19 protein-coding genes are annotated in these 14,461 nt (G+C 66.8%); 13 read left to right on the forward strand and 6 right to left on the reverse strand.

Annotated features, from left to right (window positions below; translation table 11 throughout):
- Positions 1-37: 37 nt before the first annotated feature.
- Complete coding sequence (locus G6N67_RS22965; protein WP_036428655.1) at positions 38-1,474, forward strand: lipase maturation factor family protein; 1,437 nt, start codon at positions 38-40, stop codon at positions 1,472-1,474.
- A gap of 1 nt (position 1,475) precedes the next feature.
- Here the strand turns inward: G6N67_RS22965 and G6N67_RS22970 are convergent, their stop codons facing one another.
- From G6N67_RS22970 to G6N67_RS22985, 4 genes are read right to left on the reverse strand one after another with little or no spacing between them, the layout of a single operon-like run.
- Positions 1,476-2,285: an SDR family oxidoreductase gene (locus tag G6N67_RS22970; protein ID WP_036428654.1), complete on the reverse strand. Its 810-nt coding sequence runs from the start codon at positions 2,283-2,285 to the stop codon at positions 1,476-1,478.
- Between the two features lie 9 nt (positions 2,286-2,294).
- Entirely contained in the window at positions 2,295-2,705 is a 411-nt protein-coding gene (locus tag G6N67_RS22975; protein WP_036428651.1) for a hypothetical protein, read from the reverse strand.
- Positions 2,702-3,631 (reverse strand): metallophosphoesterase family protein, encoded by a 930-nt coding sequence (locus G6N67_RS22980; protein ID WP_036428648.1) that lies wholly within the window; start codon positions 3,629-3,631, stop codon positions 2,702-2,704. Before G6N67_RS22980 ends, G6N67_RS22975 begins: the two co-directional genes overlap by 4 nt.
- Positions 3,628-4,110: a cupredoxin domain-containing protein gene (locus G6N67_RS22985; protein ID WP_036428646.1), complete on the reverse strand. Its 483-nt coding sequence runs from the start codon at positions 4,108-4,110 to the stop codon at positions 3,628-3,630. The genes G6N67_RS22980 and G6N67_RS22985 overlap by 4 nt, the downstream gene beginning before the upstream one ends.
- A 236-nt stretch (positions 4,111-4,346) precedes the next feature.
- Between G6N67_RS22985 and G6N67_RS22990 the strand changes: the two genes are divergently transcribed.
- Genes G6N67_RS22990 through G6N67_RS23000 form a run of 3 tightly spaced genes read left to right on the forward strand, consistent with a single transcriptional unit; the run spans position 4,347 to position 5,881 of the window.
- The gene (locus G6N67_RS22990) at positions 4,347-4,865 is read left to right on the forward strand and encodes an RNA polymerase sigma factor (RefSeq protein WP_051578844.1); all 519 of its coding nucleotides are present in this window, start codon (positions 4,347-4,349) and stop codon (positions 4,863-4,865) included.
- On the forward strand, positions 4,862-5,551 hold the full coding sequence (locus tag G6N67_RS22995; RefSeq protein WP_036428640.1) for a Rieske (2Fe-2S) protein: 690 nt from the start codon (positions 4,862-4,864) through the stop codon (positions 5,549-5,551). The genes G6N67_RS22990 and G6N67_RS22995 overlap by 4 nt, the downstream gene beginning before the upstream one ends.
- 57 nt (positions 5,552-5,608) lie before the next feature.
- Positions 5,609-5,881: a hypothetical protein gene (locus G6N67_RS23000; protein ID WP_036428637.1), complete on the forward strand. Its 273-nt coding sequence runs from the start codon at positions 5,609-5,611 to the stop codon at positions 5,879-5,881.
- 5 nt (positions 5,882-5,886) lie between these two features.
- Here the strand turns inward: G6N67_RS23000 and amaB are convergent, their stop codons facing one another.
- Positions 5,887-7,473, reverse strand: a complete 1,587-nt coding sequence (amaB, locus tag G6N67_RS23005; protein ID WP_036428634.1) for an L-piperidine-6-carboxylate dehydrogenase — start codon at positions 7,471-7,473, stop codon at positions 5,887-5,889.
- A 36-nt stretch (positions 7,474-7,509) separates the two neighbouring features.
- On the opposite strand from amaB, the gene G6N67_RS23010 reads away from it, so the two are divergent.
- From G6N67_RS23010 to G6N67_RS23030, 5 genes are all read left to right on the forward strand, one after another.
- The gene (locus tag G6N67_RS23010; RefSeq protein WP_036428632.1) at positions 7,510-7,974 is read left to right on the forward strand and encodes an Lrp/AsnC family transcriptional regulator; all 465 of its coding nucleotides are present in this window, start codon (positions 7,510-7,512) and stop codon (positions 7,972-7,974) included.
- Positions 7,975-8,026: 52 nt separating this feature from the next.
- Positions 8,027-9,355 (forward strand): L-lysine 6-transaminase, encoded by a 1,329-nt coding sequence (lat, locus tag G6N67_RS23015; protein ID WP_036428630.1) that lies wholly within the window; start codon positions 8,027-8,029, stop codon positions 9,353-9,355.
- A 66-nt stretch (positions 9,356-9,421) separates the two neighbouring features.
- Positions 9,422-10,789 (forward strand): DUF445 domain-containing protein, encoded by a 1,368-nt coding sequence (locus G6N67_RS23020; protein ID WP_036428629.1) that lies wholly within the window; start codon positions 9,422-9,424, stop codon positions 10,787-10,789.
- A gap of 116 nt (positions 10,790-10,905) precedes the next feature.
- On the forward strand, positions 10,906-11,211 hold the full coding sequence (locus tag G6N67_RS23025) for a phasin family protein (protein ID WP_036428628.1): 306 nt from the start codon (positions 10,906-10,908) through the stop codon (positions 11,209-11,211).
- 114 nt (positions 11,212-11,325) lie between these two features.
- On the forward strand, positions 11,326-11,808 hold the full coding sequence (locus G6N67_RS23030; RefSeq protein WP_163642272.1) for a polyhydroxyalkanoate synthesis regulator DNA-binding domain-containing protein: 483 nt from the start codon (positions 11,326-11,328) through the stop codon (positions 11,806-11,808).
- Between the two features lie 8 nt (positions 11,809-11,816).
- Here the strand turns inward: G6N67_RS23030 and G6N67_RS23035 are convergent, their stop codons facing one another.
- Positions 11,817-12,344, reverse strand: a complete 528-nt coding sequence (locus G6N67_RS23035) for a restriction endonuclease (RefSeq protein ID WP_036434254.1) — start codon at positions 12,342-12,344, stop codon at positions 11,817-11,819.
- A gap of 103 nt (positions 12,345-12,447) precedes the next feature.
- On the opposite strand from G6N67_RS23035, the gene G6N67_RS23040 reads away from it, so the two are divergent.
- From G6N67_RS23040 to G6N67_RS23055, 4 genes are read left to right on the forward strand one after another with little or no spacing between them, the layout of a single operon-like run.
- Entirely contained in the window at positions 12,448-13,134 is a 687-nt protein-coding gene (locus G6N67_RS23040) for a PAS and ANTAR domain-containing protein (RefSeq protein WP_036434252.1), read from the forward strand.
- A 59-nt stretch (positions 13,135-13,193) separates the two neighbouring features.
- Entirely contained in the window at positions 13,194-13,433 is a 240-nt protein-coding gene (locus tag G6N67_RS39285) for a metallothionein (protein ID WP_036428623.1), read from the forward strand.
- Between the two features lie 11 nt (positions 13,434-13,444).
- Positions 13,445-13,810 (forward strand): hypothetical protein, encoded by a 366-nt coding sequence (locus G6N67_RS23050; RefSeq protein ID WP_036428620.1) that lies wholly within the window; start codon positions 13,445-13,447, stop codon positions 13,808-13,810.
- Positions 13,807-14,427 carry a flavodoxin family protein gene (locus G6N67_RS23055; RefSeq protein WP_036428618.1) on the forward strand — a complete coding sequence of 207 codons (621 nt, stop codon included), beginning with the start codon at positions 13,807-13,809 and terminating at the stop codon, positions 14,425-14,427. Before G6N67_RS23050 ends, G6N67_RS23055 begins: the two co-directional genes overlap by 4 nt.
- Positions 14,428-14,461: the final 34 nt, after the last annotated feature.

Here is a 14,461-nt window from a genome sequence, read left to right on the forward strand (position 1 = left end):
TGAGGTGGACGGACCCCAGCGTCCGCCGAGGTACGGCATGGACTGGTTCACGGCAACCGACTACTGGCTCGCCAGGCAGGTGGTGCAGCGGGGGACCGCGGCGATCTATCTGATCGCGTTCATCGCGGCCGCTCGCCAGTTCCGTGCGCTCATGGGCTCCGCGGGCCTGCTGCCCATCCCGCAATTCCTCGCACGCACCTCGTTCCGCAACGCGCCGAGCATCTTTCACCTGCACTACACCGACCGGTTCTGCGCCACGATCTGCTGGCTCGGTGCCGCGCTGTCGGTGCTGCTGCTGGCCGGTTTCAGTGATGCGGTGCCGTTGTGGGCGGCGATGCTGACCTGGCTGTGCGTCTGGGCCCTTTATCTGTCGATCGTCAACGTCGGGCAGACGTGGTACTCGTTCGGCTGGGAGTCGCTGCTGCTGGAAACCGGCTTCCTGGTGGTGTTTCTGGGCAATGACGACACCGCGCCGCCCATCCTGGTGCTGCTGCTCGTGCGGTGGCTGGTTTTCCGGGTCGAGTTCGGCGCGGGCATGATCAAGCTGCGCGGTGACCGCTGCTGGCGCACGCTGACCTGCCTGTACTACCACCACGAGACGCAACCCATGCCGGGCCCGCTGAGCTGGTTCTTCCACCACCTGCCCAAGCCGCTGCACCGTATCGAGGTGGCGGGCAACCACTTTGCACAGCTCGTCGTTCCGTTCGCGCTGTTCGCTCCGCAACCGGTGGCGAGCTACGCCGCCGCAATCATCATCGTCACGCAACTGTGGTTGGTGGCGTCGGGCAACTTCGCGTGGCTCAACTGGGTGACCATCGTGCTGGCGTTCGGCGCGGTGTCGGATTCCGTTCTGCCGGTCACCACGCCCGATTTACCGCCTGCACCAGCCTGGTTCATCGTCGTCGTGCTTGCGTTCACCGCGACGATCGTCGTGCTGAGCTACTGGCCCGCGCGCAATCTGGTCTCGAAGCGCCAGCGAATGAACGTGTCCTACAACAGGTATCACCTGGTCAACAGCTACGGAGCCTTCGGCGTCGTCGGGCGGACGCGTGACGAGGTGATCATCGAAGGCACCGCCGACGCACATTTGACCGAGCACACCGTGTGGCGGGAATACGAGTTCAAGGGCAAGCCCGGCGACGTGCACCGGTGGCCGCGTCAGTACGCGCCGTATCACCTGCGCCTGGACTGGCTCATGTGGTTCGCCGCCATCTCGCCTGCCTACGCCAAACCGTGGTTGCGCACGCTGCTGGTCCGGCTGCTGGAGAACGACCGCGAAACGCTCAAGCTCTTGCGCAGCAACCCCTTCGGGGACGCGCCGCCACGACATGTCCGGGCGCAGCTGTACCGCTACCGGTTCAGCACCTGGGCAGAGCTCAGGCACGAGCACGTGTGTTGGCATCGGACCCTGCTCGGCCAATACCTGCCGCCGGTCACGCTCCGCACGCCCCACGGGCAGACCGCCGGCGGCTGAATCAACCTTCGCGCAGTGAACGCTGGTAACGGCGCATGCCGGCGATCCAGCGGTCGTAGTCGGAACCCTTGTGCCGGTACATGTCCAGCACCTGCGGGTGCGGCAGCACCAGGAACCGATCGGCCCGCACGGCGTCCACCGTCGCGACCGCGACATCTTCGGCACTGATGACGCTGCCGGAGCGGACGATCGACTCGGCGCCGGCCTGTGTGTCCGGGTCGTCCGCCGCGCGCACGGCATTCAGCAGTGGGGTGTCAACGCCGAGCGGGCACACGCAACTGACGCCCACACCGTCGTCGCCATAAGTGATGGCGAGCCATTCGGCGAAGCCCACCGCCGCGTGCTTGGTCACGGTATATCCCGCCGCGCCGATCTGCGACAACAGCCCGGCGGCTGAGGCCACCGAGACGAAATAGCCGCCACCGCGGGAAACCCATTGGGGTATCAGCACATCCGCCGCCCGAATGTGGGCCCGCAGGTTGACGTCGAGGATGACATCCCACTGCTCGTCGGTACCGAGACCCGACGCGCCGATGATCCCGGCGTTCGCGACGTAGATGTCGACCGGGCCGAATTCGGCTTCGGCCAGGGCTACCAGGCGCTCGATGTCAGCGGTCGCGGCCGCATCGGCACGGGCAGCGATGGCGGCGCCGCCCGCCGTTCGGATCGTGTCGGCCGTCGCGGCGGCCTGACGCTCGTCGATGTCGCTGACCACCACGCGGGCCCCGGCTGCGCTCAGAGTCTGCGCGATGGCCCGGCCGATACCTGAGCCCGCGCCGGTGACGATCGCCACCCGGTCTTCGATGTGCATCCCATCTGCCTACCGAATTTCGGCGGCGCGCGTGCGAACCGGGCGCGACACGCCGAAAATTCCCCGCAGCGACCACATCGTGAGGGCCACGACCACCAATTCTGCGAGCAGGCTGAGCAACGCGTGCGGCGCCGGCTGCAGTCCGCGCTCGCCGAACCCGAACAACCCGGTGGTGCGGGACAGCGCGAACGCCGCGACCGCGCCCGCTGATCCCACGAGCGCCGCGAGGTGCAGCCAGGCCGGCCCGCCGACCGCGATGAGCACCCCGAGCGCGCCGAAGGTCGCGACCAGTACGAGAAACCCCGGACCGATCATCGGGATGTGCTGGTAGCCATGCAGATACAGGTAGGCATGGCTGCCCGCACTGGCGAACAATCCGCACGCGATGCCGAGATTGACCGTGGTGTCTGGGATGTTCATTGTAGTGTCTCCTCTTTGAGCGCCAGCGCGGTCTGGCCCGTGGTGTAGGTGACCTCCCGGATGCCGAGCGCGTCATGCAGCTGTCCCGCGGGGAGCGTGAGTGGCTTCGGCGCGGGACCGGCGCCGGGGTGGGGCAGCGGATAGGCCGTGGTGGTCCCGCTGTAGAACGTGACGTTGCCCTCGGTCTTCGAGAACAGCTGGTGCACATGCCCGTTGAGACACGTCACCGACGCGAACCGGCGCAGGTAGCTCAGTGCCCGGCCGGCATCGTCGGTGCCCCAACCCCAGTCCGGATACATCGCGAACAGTGGGATGTGGCTGAACACGACGATCGGCGTGTCGGACGACAACGGCGCCACGTCTTTCTGCACGAACTCCAGCTGATCTTCCCCGAGGTGGCCGAGCTTCTTGAGGTTGAGTGTGTTGACCAGGCCGATCACATGCACGCCCGCGATGTCGAAGCTGTACCACCCGTCGCCGCGCGTGCCCGCGCCGAACACCGACCGGTACTTCTGCCCGGCGTCGTCGACCGAATCGTGTTCGCCCGGCACCGTGAACACGTGCGGGGTGTGGAGCCCGGACATCATGTGCTTGACCTGATCGAACTGTTCGGGGGTCGCCAGATGCGTGAGATCGCCCGTGTGGATGACGAAGTCCGGTTGGTGGTCGAGGTTGTTGATCTGCTCGATGGCCCGGCCGAAAGATCCGACCACGTCGGGATTGGCGGTGCCGATGAACCCGATGTGGCTGTCGCTGACCTGAGCGAACCGCAACGTGGGGCGATCGATGTGCGCAGCCGGTGCGGCCGCCGCGTGCGACAGCACCTCGCCGCCCACCACGGCGAGCCCGACTGCGGCGCCGAACCATCCGCTGTGACGCAGGAGCTGACGGCGCGTCATGGTGTTGGGATCGCAAGCTTCGCTCATGCTGTCACCACCACGGTGCCCCGCATGAACGGGTGGATCGAGCAGATGTAGTCGAAGCTTCCCGGCGTGCTGAACGTGAAGCTGTAGGTACCGTTGGCATCCATCCCGGGGGAGTGGAAGGATCCGTCGCCCGCGGCCACGGTGTGCGGTTCCTCGTCGTGGTTGGTCCATGTGACGGTCTCGCCGCGCTTGACGGTCAACGTCGCCGGTACGAACGCGAAGTTGTCGATGCGTACCTCGGTGCCCGCGACCGGGGATGCCGGCGGGTCCATCGATGTCGCGGCAGGCATCGGCATGGCGGACATGCCCGTCATGGGCGCCATGCCGACCGACGTGCCGCCGTTGGCGCCGAAGTCGACGATGGTCGGGGGATCGGCAGGCGAAGGCGAGCAGGCCACCACGCCTGCCGCGGCGCTCGCCGCCGCGACGGCGATACCGATCCGCGCAAGCGCCGTGTGGCGCCGCGATTCTCGTTGCATGGGAAACCTCCGGGATGTGAGCGGTTCCACACCCGTAGATATGCCGCCGGGTTACACGTGATTCGGCTCCGGGGCCGCGTGTTCGGGTGGATCCTGAAACCGGCGGAAGCCCGTGTAACCCGGCGGCATATCTACGGGTGTGGAACCGCTGACGATGAGAGGTGTGCCGATGGCGGCGGAGACTTCCGGTGCCCGCGCAAGGTGATCCCGGCGGCGAGCCACGGCCCAGGCCCGAGTTGCACCTCGTGGGAGCGTCCGACAGCGGCCAGGCGCCGTACGCATCGTGGGAGGCGGTGTACGAGGACAACGTCACGTGGGTGTACCGGCTGCTGTTCGCGCGGCTCGGCAGCCGGGCCGACGCCGAGGATCTCACGTCGGAGGTGTTCTTGGCGGCGCTGCGCCCGCTGCGCTTGACCGCCAGCGCGGCAGAGGTCCGGGCCTACCTGCGAGCTACGGCCCGTACGGTGCTGGCCGCGCACTGGCGCGCCACGATGGGTCGCGAGATCACCACGATCGACGACGTCGAAGCGACGGGTGACCCCGACGATGCCGTCAGCACCGCGCCTGAGCGCGTCGCGACCGTGCTCGAATCGCTGCCACCGCAGTACCGGCGGGTGCTGGAACTGCGGTTCCTTGAGGGCCGGTCGATTCGCGAGTCAGCCGCCGACATGGGGGTGAGCATCGCCAACGCCAAGGTTCTGCAGCACCGTGCCCTGCGGCTGGCTGCCCAGATCAACGAGGGAGGGCACCGGTGACCAAGCGCGGGGTGCGCAAGTACGTCGACGACCTTCTCAACGGTCGCCGCCCAAGGCCTTTCCGCGCCGACGGCTTCGAAGCCGCCCAGGTGCGCACGGCCATCGAGTTGCGGGCTGCCCGCGACGGCGACGGCGACCCACGCCCGGAATTCGTCGATGCCCTCAAGCGCCGCATCGCCGAACAACTTTCGAGCGACGAGCCCGAGCGCAAAGCGCCGTCGGCCACGCGCCGCCAGGTCATCGTGGGCACGACCGCGGCGGCCACCGCGGCAGTGGTCGCGGTCTCCGTCGACCACCTGGTGACCGGCCGCCCGGCCGAGCCGCCCGCCGATGCGGAGCTGGTCCCGAACGACGGATCGTGGCAGCCCGTCGCGCAGAGTTCCGAAGTGGCGGACGGGGACATGCGGAAGTTCGACCTCGGCACCGTGACCGGATTCGTCCGCCGGGTCGACGACCGGGTCGAGGCGGTGTCCGGCGTGTGCACGCACCAGGGCTGCAAGCTGTGGTTCGACCGGGCCGACGACCGGTTGCACTGCCCCTGCCATCTCACGTCGTTCTCACCTGCCGGCGAGGTCGTGACACACCAGTTGCCGACAGCGCCGAAGCCATTGCCGCACTTTGAGGTTCGGGAGAACCACGGCGTGATCGAAGTGCTTGCGCCGCAGCCCCCGACCGAGCCGGCGTAGCCCGTGTAACCCCGGTGCGTATCGATGTATGACGCTACGCACACAGGAGTTCCCGATATGAAGACCGTCCTGGCCATCGCCGTTGTCGCAACCGCAGCCATCCCCGGTGCCGGTCTGGCCGCCGCGGCTCCTACGGCGGGCATGACCGCACCGGATGTGGTGCGCGACTTGACCGACGCCGGTTACACAGTTGCGATCAACGGTGCGGCAGGTGTGCCGCTGTCGCAGTGCACCGTGACCGGCGTGCACGGTGTGCCCGCTGACAACCACCGTGCCCCAAACCAATTCACCACGGTCTACGTCGACGTCGAGTGTGAATCGGAAGGCTGAACCGGTCAGCCGAAATGCACGCCTTGGGCCAGCGGCAATTCCGACGAGTAGTTGACCGTGTTGGTGGCGCGGCGCATGTAGGCCTTCCATGCGTCGGATCCCGATTCGCGACCGCCGCCCGTGTGCTTCTCGCCGCCGAACGCACCGCCGATCTCGGCTCCCGACGTGCCGATGTTGACGTTGGCGATGCCGCAGTCCGAACCGTCGGCGGCCAGGAACCGTTCCGCCTCGCGCACGTCGGTGGTGAATATTGCCGAGGAAAGACCTTGCGGCACTGCGTTGTTCAAGGCAATCGCGTCGTCGAGCTGATCGTAGGTCATCACGTAGAGGATGGGCGCGAACGTCTCGGTGTGCACGACCTCGGTCTGGGCGGGCATTCGTACCACGGCCGGCGCGACGTAGAACGCACCCTCGTCTCCCATGTCGTGACGCTCACCGCCGAACACGATGCCGCCGTCGGCAGCGGCCTGCTCGAGCGCACCCACCATGTCGCGGTACGCACGCGCGTGGATCAGCGGACCGACCAGGGTGCCCTCGGCGTCCGGAACCCCGATTGGCAGCGTCCGGTACGCGGACACGATGCGTTCGACCAATTCGTCGGCCACCGACGAGTGCACGATCAACCGGCGCAACGTCGTACACCGCTGGCCCGCGGTGCCCGCCGCGGAGAACACGATGGCGCGGACCGCGAGCTCCAGGTCGGCCGACGGCGTCACGATGGCCGCGTTGTTGCCGCCCAGTTCCAGCAGCGCCTTGCCGAATCGGGCGGCGACGCGTGGTCCGACCTGTTGGCCCATGCGCACCGAACCGGTGGCACTCACCAGGGCCACGCGGGGGTCGTCGACCAGGCGTTCGCCGAGTTCGCGACCGCCCTGAACGAGCCGGCTCACGGCCGCGGGCGCGCCGACGTCGGCCGCGGCCCGTTCGATCAACGCCTGGCAGGCCAGCGCGGTCAGCGGGGTCAACTCGGACGGCTTCCACACCACGGTGTCGCCGCACACCAGGGCCACAGCGGCGTTCCACGACCACACGGCGACCGGGAAGTTGAACGCGGTGATGACACCCACGACACCCAGCGGATGCCAGGTCTCCATCAACCGGTGGCCGGGCCGCTCGGAAGCGATGGTGCGGCCGTAGAGCTGGCGGGACAGCCCGACGGCGAACTGACAGATGTCGATCATCTCCTGCACCTCGCCGAGTGCTTCGGAGGTGATCTTCCCGGCTTCTATCGTCACCAGGGTCGCGAGGTCGGCCTTGTGCTCGACCAGCAGCTCGCCGAGCCGGGCCACGAGTGCACCGCGGACCGGGGCCGGCGTGGTACGCCAGACCGAGAATGCCTGTGCGGCTTCGGCAATCGCGGCATCGACCTGTTCGGGCGAGTCCGCGGGCAGGGTGAACAACACGTCGCCTGTGATGGGCGTGCTCGCGAGCAGACCGTGGCCGGATGTCGCCGCCGGGGCGGCTCCATGCTCGCTCGGCCCGCCCAGAGTGCTCCGCGCGCCGACGGCGTCGAGCGCGGCGCGTACCCGGGCGCGCAGCTCGTCGGCCGTGGGCAGGTGGGTGCGCTCGGTCGTCGTCGGGGAAGTGGTCATGGTGACGCCTTTCTGATTGGGGATACAGTGCGGGCCATGGGCGAACCCGACGAACAACCGCTGGACGCTATCGATCGGATTCTGGTGCGTGAACTCGTTGCCGACGGCCGGGCCACCTTGGCGCAGCTGGCGTCGGTCGCGGGATTGTCGGTGTCGGCCGTGCAGGCGCGGGTCCGTCGGCTGGAGTCCCGCAAGGTCGTGACGGGGTACGCCGCGCGGCTCAACCCCGAGGCGCTCGGGAACATGCTCTCGGCGTTCGTGGCCATCACCCCTCTCGATCCCTCTCAACCCGATGATGCCCCCGCCCGGCTGGAACACATCCCCGAAATCGAGTCGTGCCATTCGGTCGCCGGTGAGGAGAGCTACGTGCTGCTGGTGCGGGTCGCGTCGGCGCGGGCGCTGGAAGACCTGCTGCAACGGATCAGGACTGCCGCGAACGTGCGCACGCGAAGCACCATTATCTTGCAGACATTTTACACCGGCAGGGACTTCATTCCGTAACTCTTGCGGTTGTCAACGTATCAGAGCGTAAAAATTGCGCTAATGTGGTGGCATGACTGCAGTGCTGACCCCTGTGACCGCTCTCGTGCCCGACCGGGTGCGCGACGTGCTGGCTCGCAGCATCCTGGTCGACGGTTTCGATTTCGTGCTCGATCTCGACCGGTCGGCCGGATCCACTCTGGTGGACGCCCGCACCGGTGAGCGGTTCCTCGACATGTTCACGTTCTTCGCGTCCTCGGCGCTGGGCATGAACCATCCCGCGATCGCGGGTGACGAGGCGTTCCGCGCCGAACTCGCGCAGGCCGCGGTCAACAAGCCGAGCAACTCCGACATCTACAGCGTGCCGATGGCGCGGTTCGTCGACACGTTCCGCCGCGTACTCGGCGATCCCGCGTTGCCCCACCTGTTCTTCGTGGACGGCGGTGCGCTGGCGGTCGAGAACGCGCTCAAGGTGGCGTTCGACTGGAAGAGCCGGCTCAACGAGGCGCAAGGTCGCGATCCTGCACTGGGCACCAAGGTCTTACACCTGCGGGGCGCCTTCCACGGCCGTAGCGGTTACACGCTGTCGCTGACCAACACCGACCCGGTGAAGGTGGCGCGGTTCCCGAAGTTCGACTGGCCCCGGATCGACGCGCCCTATGTCCGGCCCGGCGCGAACATGGCCGAGCTGGAAGCGGAGTCGCTGCGTCAGGCCAGGGCGGCATTCGAGGCCAACCCGCACGACATCGCATGCTTCATCGCCGAACCGATCCAGGGTGAGGGTGGGGACCGGCACATCCGCGCCGAGTTCTTCGCCGCCATGCGCGAGCTGTGCGACGAGTTCGACGCGCTGTTGATCTTCGACGAGGTGCAGACCGGCTGTGGGATCACCGGAACACCTTGGGCTAACCAGCAATTGGGTGTGACGCCGGATGTGGTGTCGTTCGGCAAGAAGACGCAGGTGTGCGGCGTGATGGCCGGCCGGCGCGTCGACGAGGTCGCCGATAACGTCTTCACGGTGAGCTCCCGGATCAACTCAACGTGGGGCGGGAACCTGGTCGACATGGTGCGCTCGCGGCGCATCCTCGAAGTCATCGAGGTCGATGATCTGTTTGCCAACGCCGCGACGGCGGGAGCCTATCTGCTCGACCAACTACGGACTCTGACAACGGAATTCCCGGGTCTGGTACTCGATCCGCGCGGTCGCGGCCTGATGTGCGCGTTCAGTCTGCCCTCGGCGGCGCAGCGGGACGACGTGGTCCGCCGGTTGTGGGACCGGCGCGTCATCATGCTTCCCAGTGGTGCCGACAGTGTGCGGTTCCGCCCCGCACTCACGGTGTCGCGGACCGAAATTGACGAGGCCGTGGAGATCGTGCGCGAGGTGTTGAGCACGCTCGATTGACCCTCCGGTGGCCGTCGGGTGTGGTACGAAACACACGCGGGGGCTACTGGAAGGGGTGGGCCGAGCGTGCAGACGTGGTCCGAGATCACCCACGACGTAGCGACCAACTGGCCGATCTACTGTTCGATGCCGTTCATCGCGGCGCTCATCGGATGGTTCACCAAGGTCGTCGCGATCCGGATGATGTTCCGGCCGCACACATTCAAGGGAATCGGGCCGCTCGGCTGGCAGGGCATCATTCCCAAACGTGCGCCGCAGATGGTCGACGTGCTGTGCGAGACGCTGACCGGTCGGCTCATCTCGTCGGCTGAGATCGTCGACCGGGTCGATCCGCAGGAGCTGGCCTCACGGCTCGAGCGGCCCTTGCGCGCCGAGGTCGCCAAGATCATCCCGACGGTGGCCGCCGAATATCAGCCGGCGATCTGGAACTTGTTGCCGGGCACGGCAAAAGACCTCGTGGTGCAACGCGCGCAGACCGCTGCGGTGCGCGCCATCCCGGATCTGGTCATCGCGATCAGCGAGAACATCGAGGACATCTTCGATCTACGGGAGATGGTGACGAAGGAGTTTCTCGCCGATCCGGACATCCTCGAGCGGATGTTCCTCGATGTGGGGCGGCGTGAGTTCGCCTTCATCCGGCGCAGCGGTCTGGTCTTCGGCTTTCTGATCGGACTGCTGCAGGCCATCTGCTGGGCGCTGTTCCACAACCCGTTGATCATGCCAATCTTCGGTCTGTTCACCGGATGGTTCACCGACTGGGCCGCGCTGCGCCTGATCTTCAATCCCAAGGAGCCCAAGCGCTACCTCGGTGTCGTCACGTGGCAGGGCCTGTTCCTCAAGCACCGCATCCCGGTCTCCGAGGAGTACGGCGTGCTGATCGCAACTCGGGTGCTGACCGCCGAGCGCGTCGTCAGAGGGCTTTTGACAGGATCGCTGAAGGGCAAGGTCGTCGATGTGTTCGCGCCGGTCATCGAGCGCGCCGCGCGCACGGAACTCACCGATGTCGACGACGTGCTGCGCCGCACCGAGATCGGCGGCCTGTCGGTCGGCACCCTGGACCAGATCGGGGTCGGGGGAGTGTCCCTGGGATCCCTGTTCGGTGCGATCACCGGTGCGGTGAGCCAGCCGGCGCAGGCCCTCGGCGGGGTGGGGCTCGACGCCGCCCAGATCGGTCCGATGAGCCGCGCGGCCGCCGCCGAGTTGGTGGATCGACTTCCTGCGGTCATGACCGTTACGCACGACTATCTGGATGACGCACTGCGTATCAAAGAGACCATGTCGGAAAAGATGGTCGCGATGACGCCAGAGGAGTTCGAAGGGGTGCTCAGGCCGGCATTCCAGGCGGATGAGCGCACGTTGATCCTGGTGGGAGCGATTCTGGGGTTCCTGGTCGGCGAGCTGCAGGTGCTTATGGTCGAGCACTTTACGCACTGAGTAATGGTGATCTGAGTCACAACGCATTGCGTAGGGTTTCTGCGGTGCGTAACTTTTGTGGTGCGTAAGAAACGCAAACAACACCACACAGAACACCAACCAGAAAAGGAACCGCCATGGCCACCAAGACCGCCACCAAGCCCTCGAAGAAGCCCGTCGCCAAGAAGTCGGCCAAGGCGACTCCGGCCGGTGTCGAAGCCCATCTGACCGGCTACCTCACCACCGTGATCGACAGCGCGAAGGGCATCGTCGACGACCTGCTCGACACCGCGGGTGACGTCGAGAAGTCCGCGCGTGAACGTGTCAACGACGCCCGCGACCGGATCGTGCCGGACGGCGACAACATCGACGCGCTGCGCACCAAGGTGCAGAACCTGACCGATCAGGTCGAGAAGCTGGCACGGATCCGCAAAGGCAAGTGAACCCAGCCGAACGAAGCCCGTATCTTGACGTAGGGGCGCGCATATCGCGCCCCTACGTCAATACGCGAGTCAAAATGCGTGCTGAGCAGAACGATCGAAGTCAGGATGAGACCCATGTCCGATGACGGTGACCATGTGATCAAGCGGTATGCCAACCGCAAGCTCTACGACACGGTGCGCCGCCGGTTCACCACGCTCGACGAACTCGCACAGCTGCTCGAGTCGGGTGTGCGGGTCGTCGTCCGCGATCACAACACCGGGGCGGACCGTACCGACGAGGTGCTCGCACAAGTGGTCAGCCGCCAGGTGAAGAACATTCCCGGCGGCATCGACATGCTGACCGGTGTGCTGCGGGCCCCGCTGAATGTCGCGCTCGGTGTCGCGGATTCAGTTGCCGGGCCGCCCACCCCGAGCCCGACGCCCACGCCGGCCGCCCCACCAGAGCCCGCCGAAGCCGGCGAAGAGCCCGACAGCGAGCTTGACCGCCAGCAGGCCGAGATCCGCGAGTTGCGTGAACAGGTATCGCAGCTCACCCAGGCCGTGACCATGCTGCTGCAGGAGAAGGTCGGCGACACCCAGAAAAAGCCTGCCGACTGACGGCACGCTCAGCCGGCTTCCGCCGCCAGCCGGCGGATGATCGACCGCAGGCGATCGAGGTCGGCACCGCCGACCAGTTGACACCCGTGCCGCTCGGCGAGTTTGTGTGCCGCCGCGGTGAATTCGTTGTTGGTCACCACCATCGTGCGGGTGCAATCCTGCATCGGCGCGCCCGCCACGACCTCTTGCACTGCGCCCGCCCCCACCGGACGGGATTGCCTTTTGCACTGGATCGCAAGTCGATTCGGCCGGTGCCCGACGATCAGGTCCACGCCCCAGTCACCCGTGAGCGACGTCATGATCACGGGCAGGCCACACGAGCGGGCAATACGTGCGACATGGTCCTCGAACTCCAGCCCCGACATCGCGGCCGCCGCGTCTTCGCGCGGGCTCGGCGTACCGGCGCCCGTGAGGGCTCCCATGAGAAAGCGCGGGGCCAACGCCGCGACGAGCGGCACGGCGACGGCTGTTGCCGCGCTCGCAGGCCACTCCAGCCCGTTGGCGTACGCGCAGACGCCGGCCGCCACCCCCACCATGAGGTGCAGTTTGGTTCGCAGCCGTATCACGGGCCGAATGGTAGATCCCAAGGGCGACAAAACGATCACCGAACCCGCAGGCACCCGCGATAATCTTGACGTTATGACAAACGAGCTGGAATCGGTGGAGGTTCGAGCCTCTGTCGAACATGCACTCGCGGGTGGGGAGCCGCAGCGGGTTGGGTGGTTCCGGTTTTACTTTGCCGACGAGCGCTGGGAGTGGTCGCCTCAGGTCGAACGCATGCACGGCTACGAACCCGGCACGGTGCAGCCGACCACCGAACTGGTGCTGTCGCACAAGCACCCGGAGGATTACGGTCAGGTGGCCGCGACGCTCGACGAGATCCGCCGCACCTCGGGGGCGTTCAGCACCCGGCACCGGATCGTCGACACCGCGGGCGAGGTCCATCACGTGGTCGTCGTCGGGGACCAGATGTTCGCCGACGACGGCGCCGTCATCGGCACCCAGGGTTTCTACGTCGACGTCACCCCGTCGGTCGACGAGGCCAGGCAGCGCATCGTCACCGAGGCCGTCGCCGAGTTCGCCGAGGCCCGCGGCGCCATCGAACAGGTCAAGGGCATGTTGATGGTTGTTTACCGAATCGACGCCGATGCCGCGTTCGAGCTGCTCAAGTGGCGCTCGCAGGAGACCAACACGAAACTGCGGGCACTGGCCGAGCAGATCGCCGCGGACTTCCTGGCGCTGGACTACAGCGAGATCCTGCCCGACCGCGTGGTGTTCGACCGGCTGCTGATGACCGCGCATCAACGGGTGCGGCGCGACGTTTAGCCGGCCCCCGTCAGGGGAAGACCCCCGATAAGCAGTCGACGGCGATCGGGAGTTGAACCATGGCGATCTGTGCCACCTGTGGCAACGACTACGACAAAGCGTTCACGGTGAGTTGGAACGGACAGACCGAGACGTTCGACAGCGTGGAATGTGCGGCGGTTCGGATCGCGCCGGAGTGTGCGCATTGCGGGTGCCGGATCTTGGGGCATGGCGTGGAGGCCGCCGCGACGACATACTGCTGTGCCCATTGCGCCCGGCAAGCGGGGCACACTCAACTCGCCGATCGGGCGGCGGGCTGAGGCGGCCCTTGATGACGACATATCACGAACCCAACGAGATCGAGCCTGCCGACGCCGGTGTGCGAGAAGCGGTTCGGTTCGGGCTGACGGCTGCGGGGGTCGGCGTCGGCGCGCTCGCCTTCGCGGCGGTGTGGGCGAGCACCTGCACAGGTGGGGTTGCCGACAGCGTGGCCTGTGGCGCACCGGAGCGAACGCTGCTGGCGATCATCGGACCGGTGATCTTACTGATCGCCGGCCTGCGGGCGCTGGTTCCGACGCCCAAGAGACACGGAGCGCCGCGGGCGTGGCAAGCCACCGGATGGATCCTGGTGGCTTTGACGGCCGTGTTACTGGTGGTCGCCGTCCCTGCGCTGACCGGGCCGGTGACGACGCTATGACCACGCCTGCCGGTTTACACGCGCTGGCGTTGGTGTGCAGCCTCAAGCGCAGCCCGGACGAGTCGAGCAGTGGGCTCATGGCCGAGCAGGTGTGTGAGAACCTGGGCGCGCTCGGAGTCACCACCGAGATCCTGCGATGTGCCGATTATGTGATCGAACCGGGTGTCGAGGCAGACATGGGCAACGGCGATGAGTGGCCCAAGATCCGGGAGAAGGTTTTGGCCGCCGATATCCTGCTGATCTCCACGCCGGTCTGGCTGGGGCACCCCTCGAGTATCGCGCAGCGCGTGTTGGAACGGCTCGACGCCGAACTGTCCAACACCGACGACGGCGGCCGCCCCGTGATGGTGGGCAAGGTCGCTCTGGTATCCGTGGTGGGGAACGAGGATGGCGCGCACAAGACGGTCGCCGATGTTTTCCAGGCGCTCAACGACATCGGCTTCTCCATCCCGGCGCAGGGCTGCACGTACTGGAACGGAGAGGCCATGCAGGGCACCGATTACAAGGATCTCGACTCGGTTCCCGACCCTGTGGCCGACGCGACGGCGGCCGCGACCCGTAACGCGGCGCATCTGGCGGGCCTGCTCAAGGTCGGGCTGTACCCCCGTTACGAGTGACCGGCCGGCCAGACATGTTGCCACGCAGTCATTT

It is taken from the genome of Mycolicibacterium mageritense, assembly GCF_010727475.1.
Taxonomy (GTDB): domain Bacteria; phylum Actinomycetota; class Actinomycetes; order Mycobacteriales; family Mycobacteriaceae; genus Mycobacterium; species Mycobacterium mageritense.

Coding starts and splice junctions, on each gene's coding strand:
- G6N67_RS22965 (WP_036428655.1), top strand. CDS start 38: ATGGACTGGTTCACGGCAACCGACTACTGGCTCGCCAGGCAGGTGGTG.
- G6N67_RS22970 (WP_036428654.1), bottom strand. CDS start 2,285: ATGCACATCGAAGACCGGGTGGCGATCGTCACCGGCGCGGGCTCAGGT.
- G6N67_RS22975 (WP_036428651.1), bottom strand. CDS start 2,705: ATGAACATCCCAGACACCACGGTCAATCTCGGCATCGCGTGCGGATTG.
- G6N67_RS22980 (WP_036428648.1), bottom strand. CDS start 3,631: ATGAGCGAAGCTTGCGATCCCAACACCATGACGCGCCGTCAGCTCCTG.
- G6N67_RS22985 (WP_036428646.1), bottom strand. CDS start 4,110: ATGCAACGAGAATCGCGGCGCCACACGGCGCTTGCGCGGATCGGTATC.
- G6N67_RS23000 (WP_036428637.1), top strand. CDS start 5,609: ATGAAGACCGTCCTGGCCATCGCCGTTGTCGCAACCGCAGCCATCCCC.
- amaB (WP_036428634.1), bottom strand. CDS start 7,473: ATGACCACTTCCCCGACGACGACCGAGCGCACCCACCTGCCCACGGCC.
- G6N67_RS23010 (WP_036428632.1), top strand. CDS start 7,510: ATGGGCGAACCCGACGAACAACCGCTGGACGCTATCGATCGGATTCTG.
- lat (WP_036428630.1), top strand. CDS start 8,027: ATGACTGCAGTGCTGACCCCTGTGACCGCTCTCGTGCCCGACCGGGTG.
- G6N67_RS23025 (WP_036428628.1), top strand. CDS start 10,906: ATGGCCACCAAGACCGCCACCAAGCCCTCGAAGAAGCCCGTCGCCAAG.
- G6N67_RS23030 (WP_163642272.1), top strand. CDS start 11,326: ATGTCCGATGACGGTGACCATGTGATCAAGCGGTATGCCAACCGCAAG.
- G6N67_RS23035 (WP_036434254.1), bottom strand. CDS start 12,344: ATGGTGGGGGTGGCGGCCGGCGTCTGCGCGTACGCCAACGGGCTGGAG.
- G6N67_RS23040 (WP_036434252.1), top strand. CDS start 12,448: ATGACAAACGAGCTGGAATCGGTGGAGGTTCGAGCCTCTGTCGAACAT.
- G6N67_RS39285 (WP_036428623.1), top strand. CDS start 13,194: ATGGCGATCTGTGCCACCTGTGGCAACGACTACGACAAAGCGTTCACG.
- G6N67_RS23050 (WP_036428620.1), top strand. CDS start 13,445: ATGACGACATATCACGAACCCAACGAGATCGAGCCTGCCGACGCCGGT.
- G6N67_RS23055 (WP_036428618.1), top strand. CDS start 13,807: ATGACCACGCCTGCCGGTTTACACGCGCTGGCGTTGGTGTGCAGCCTC.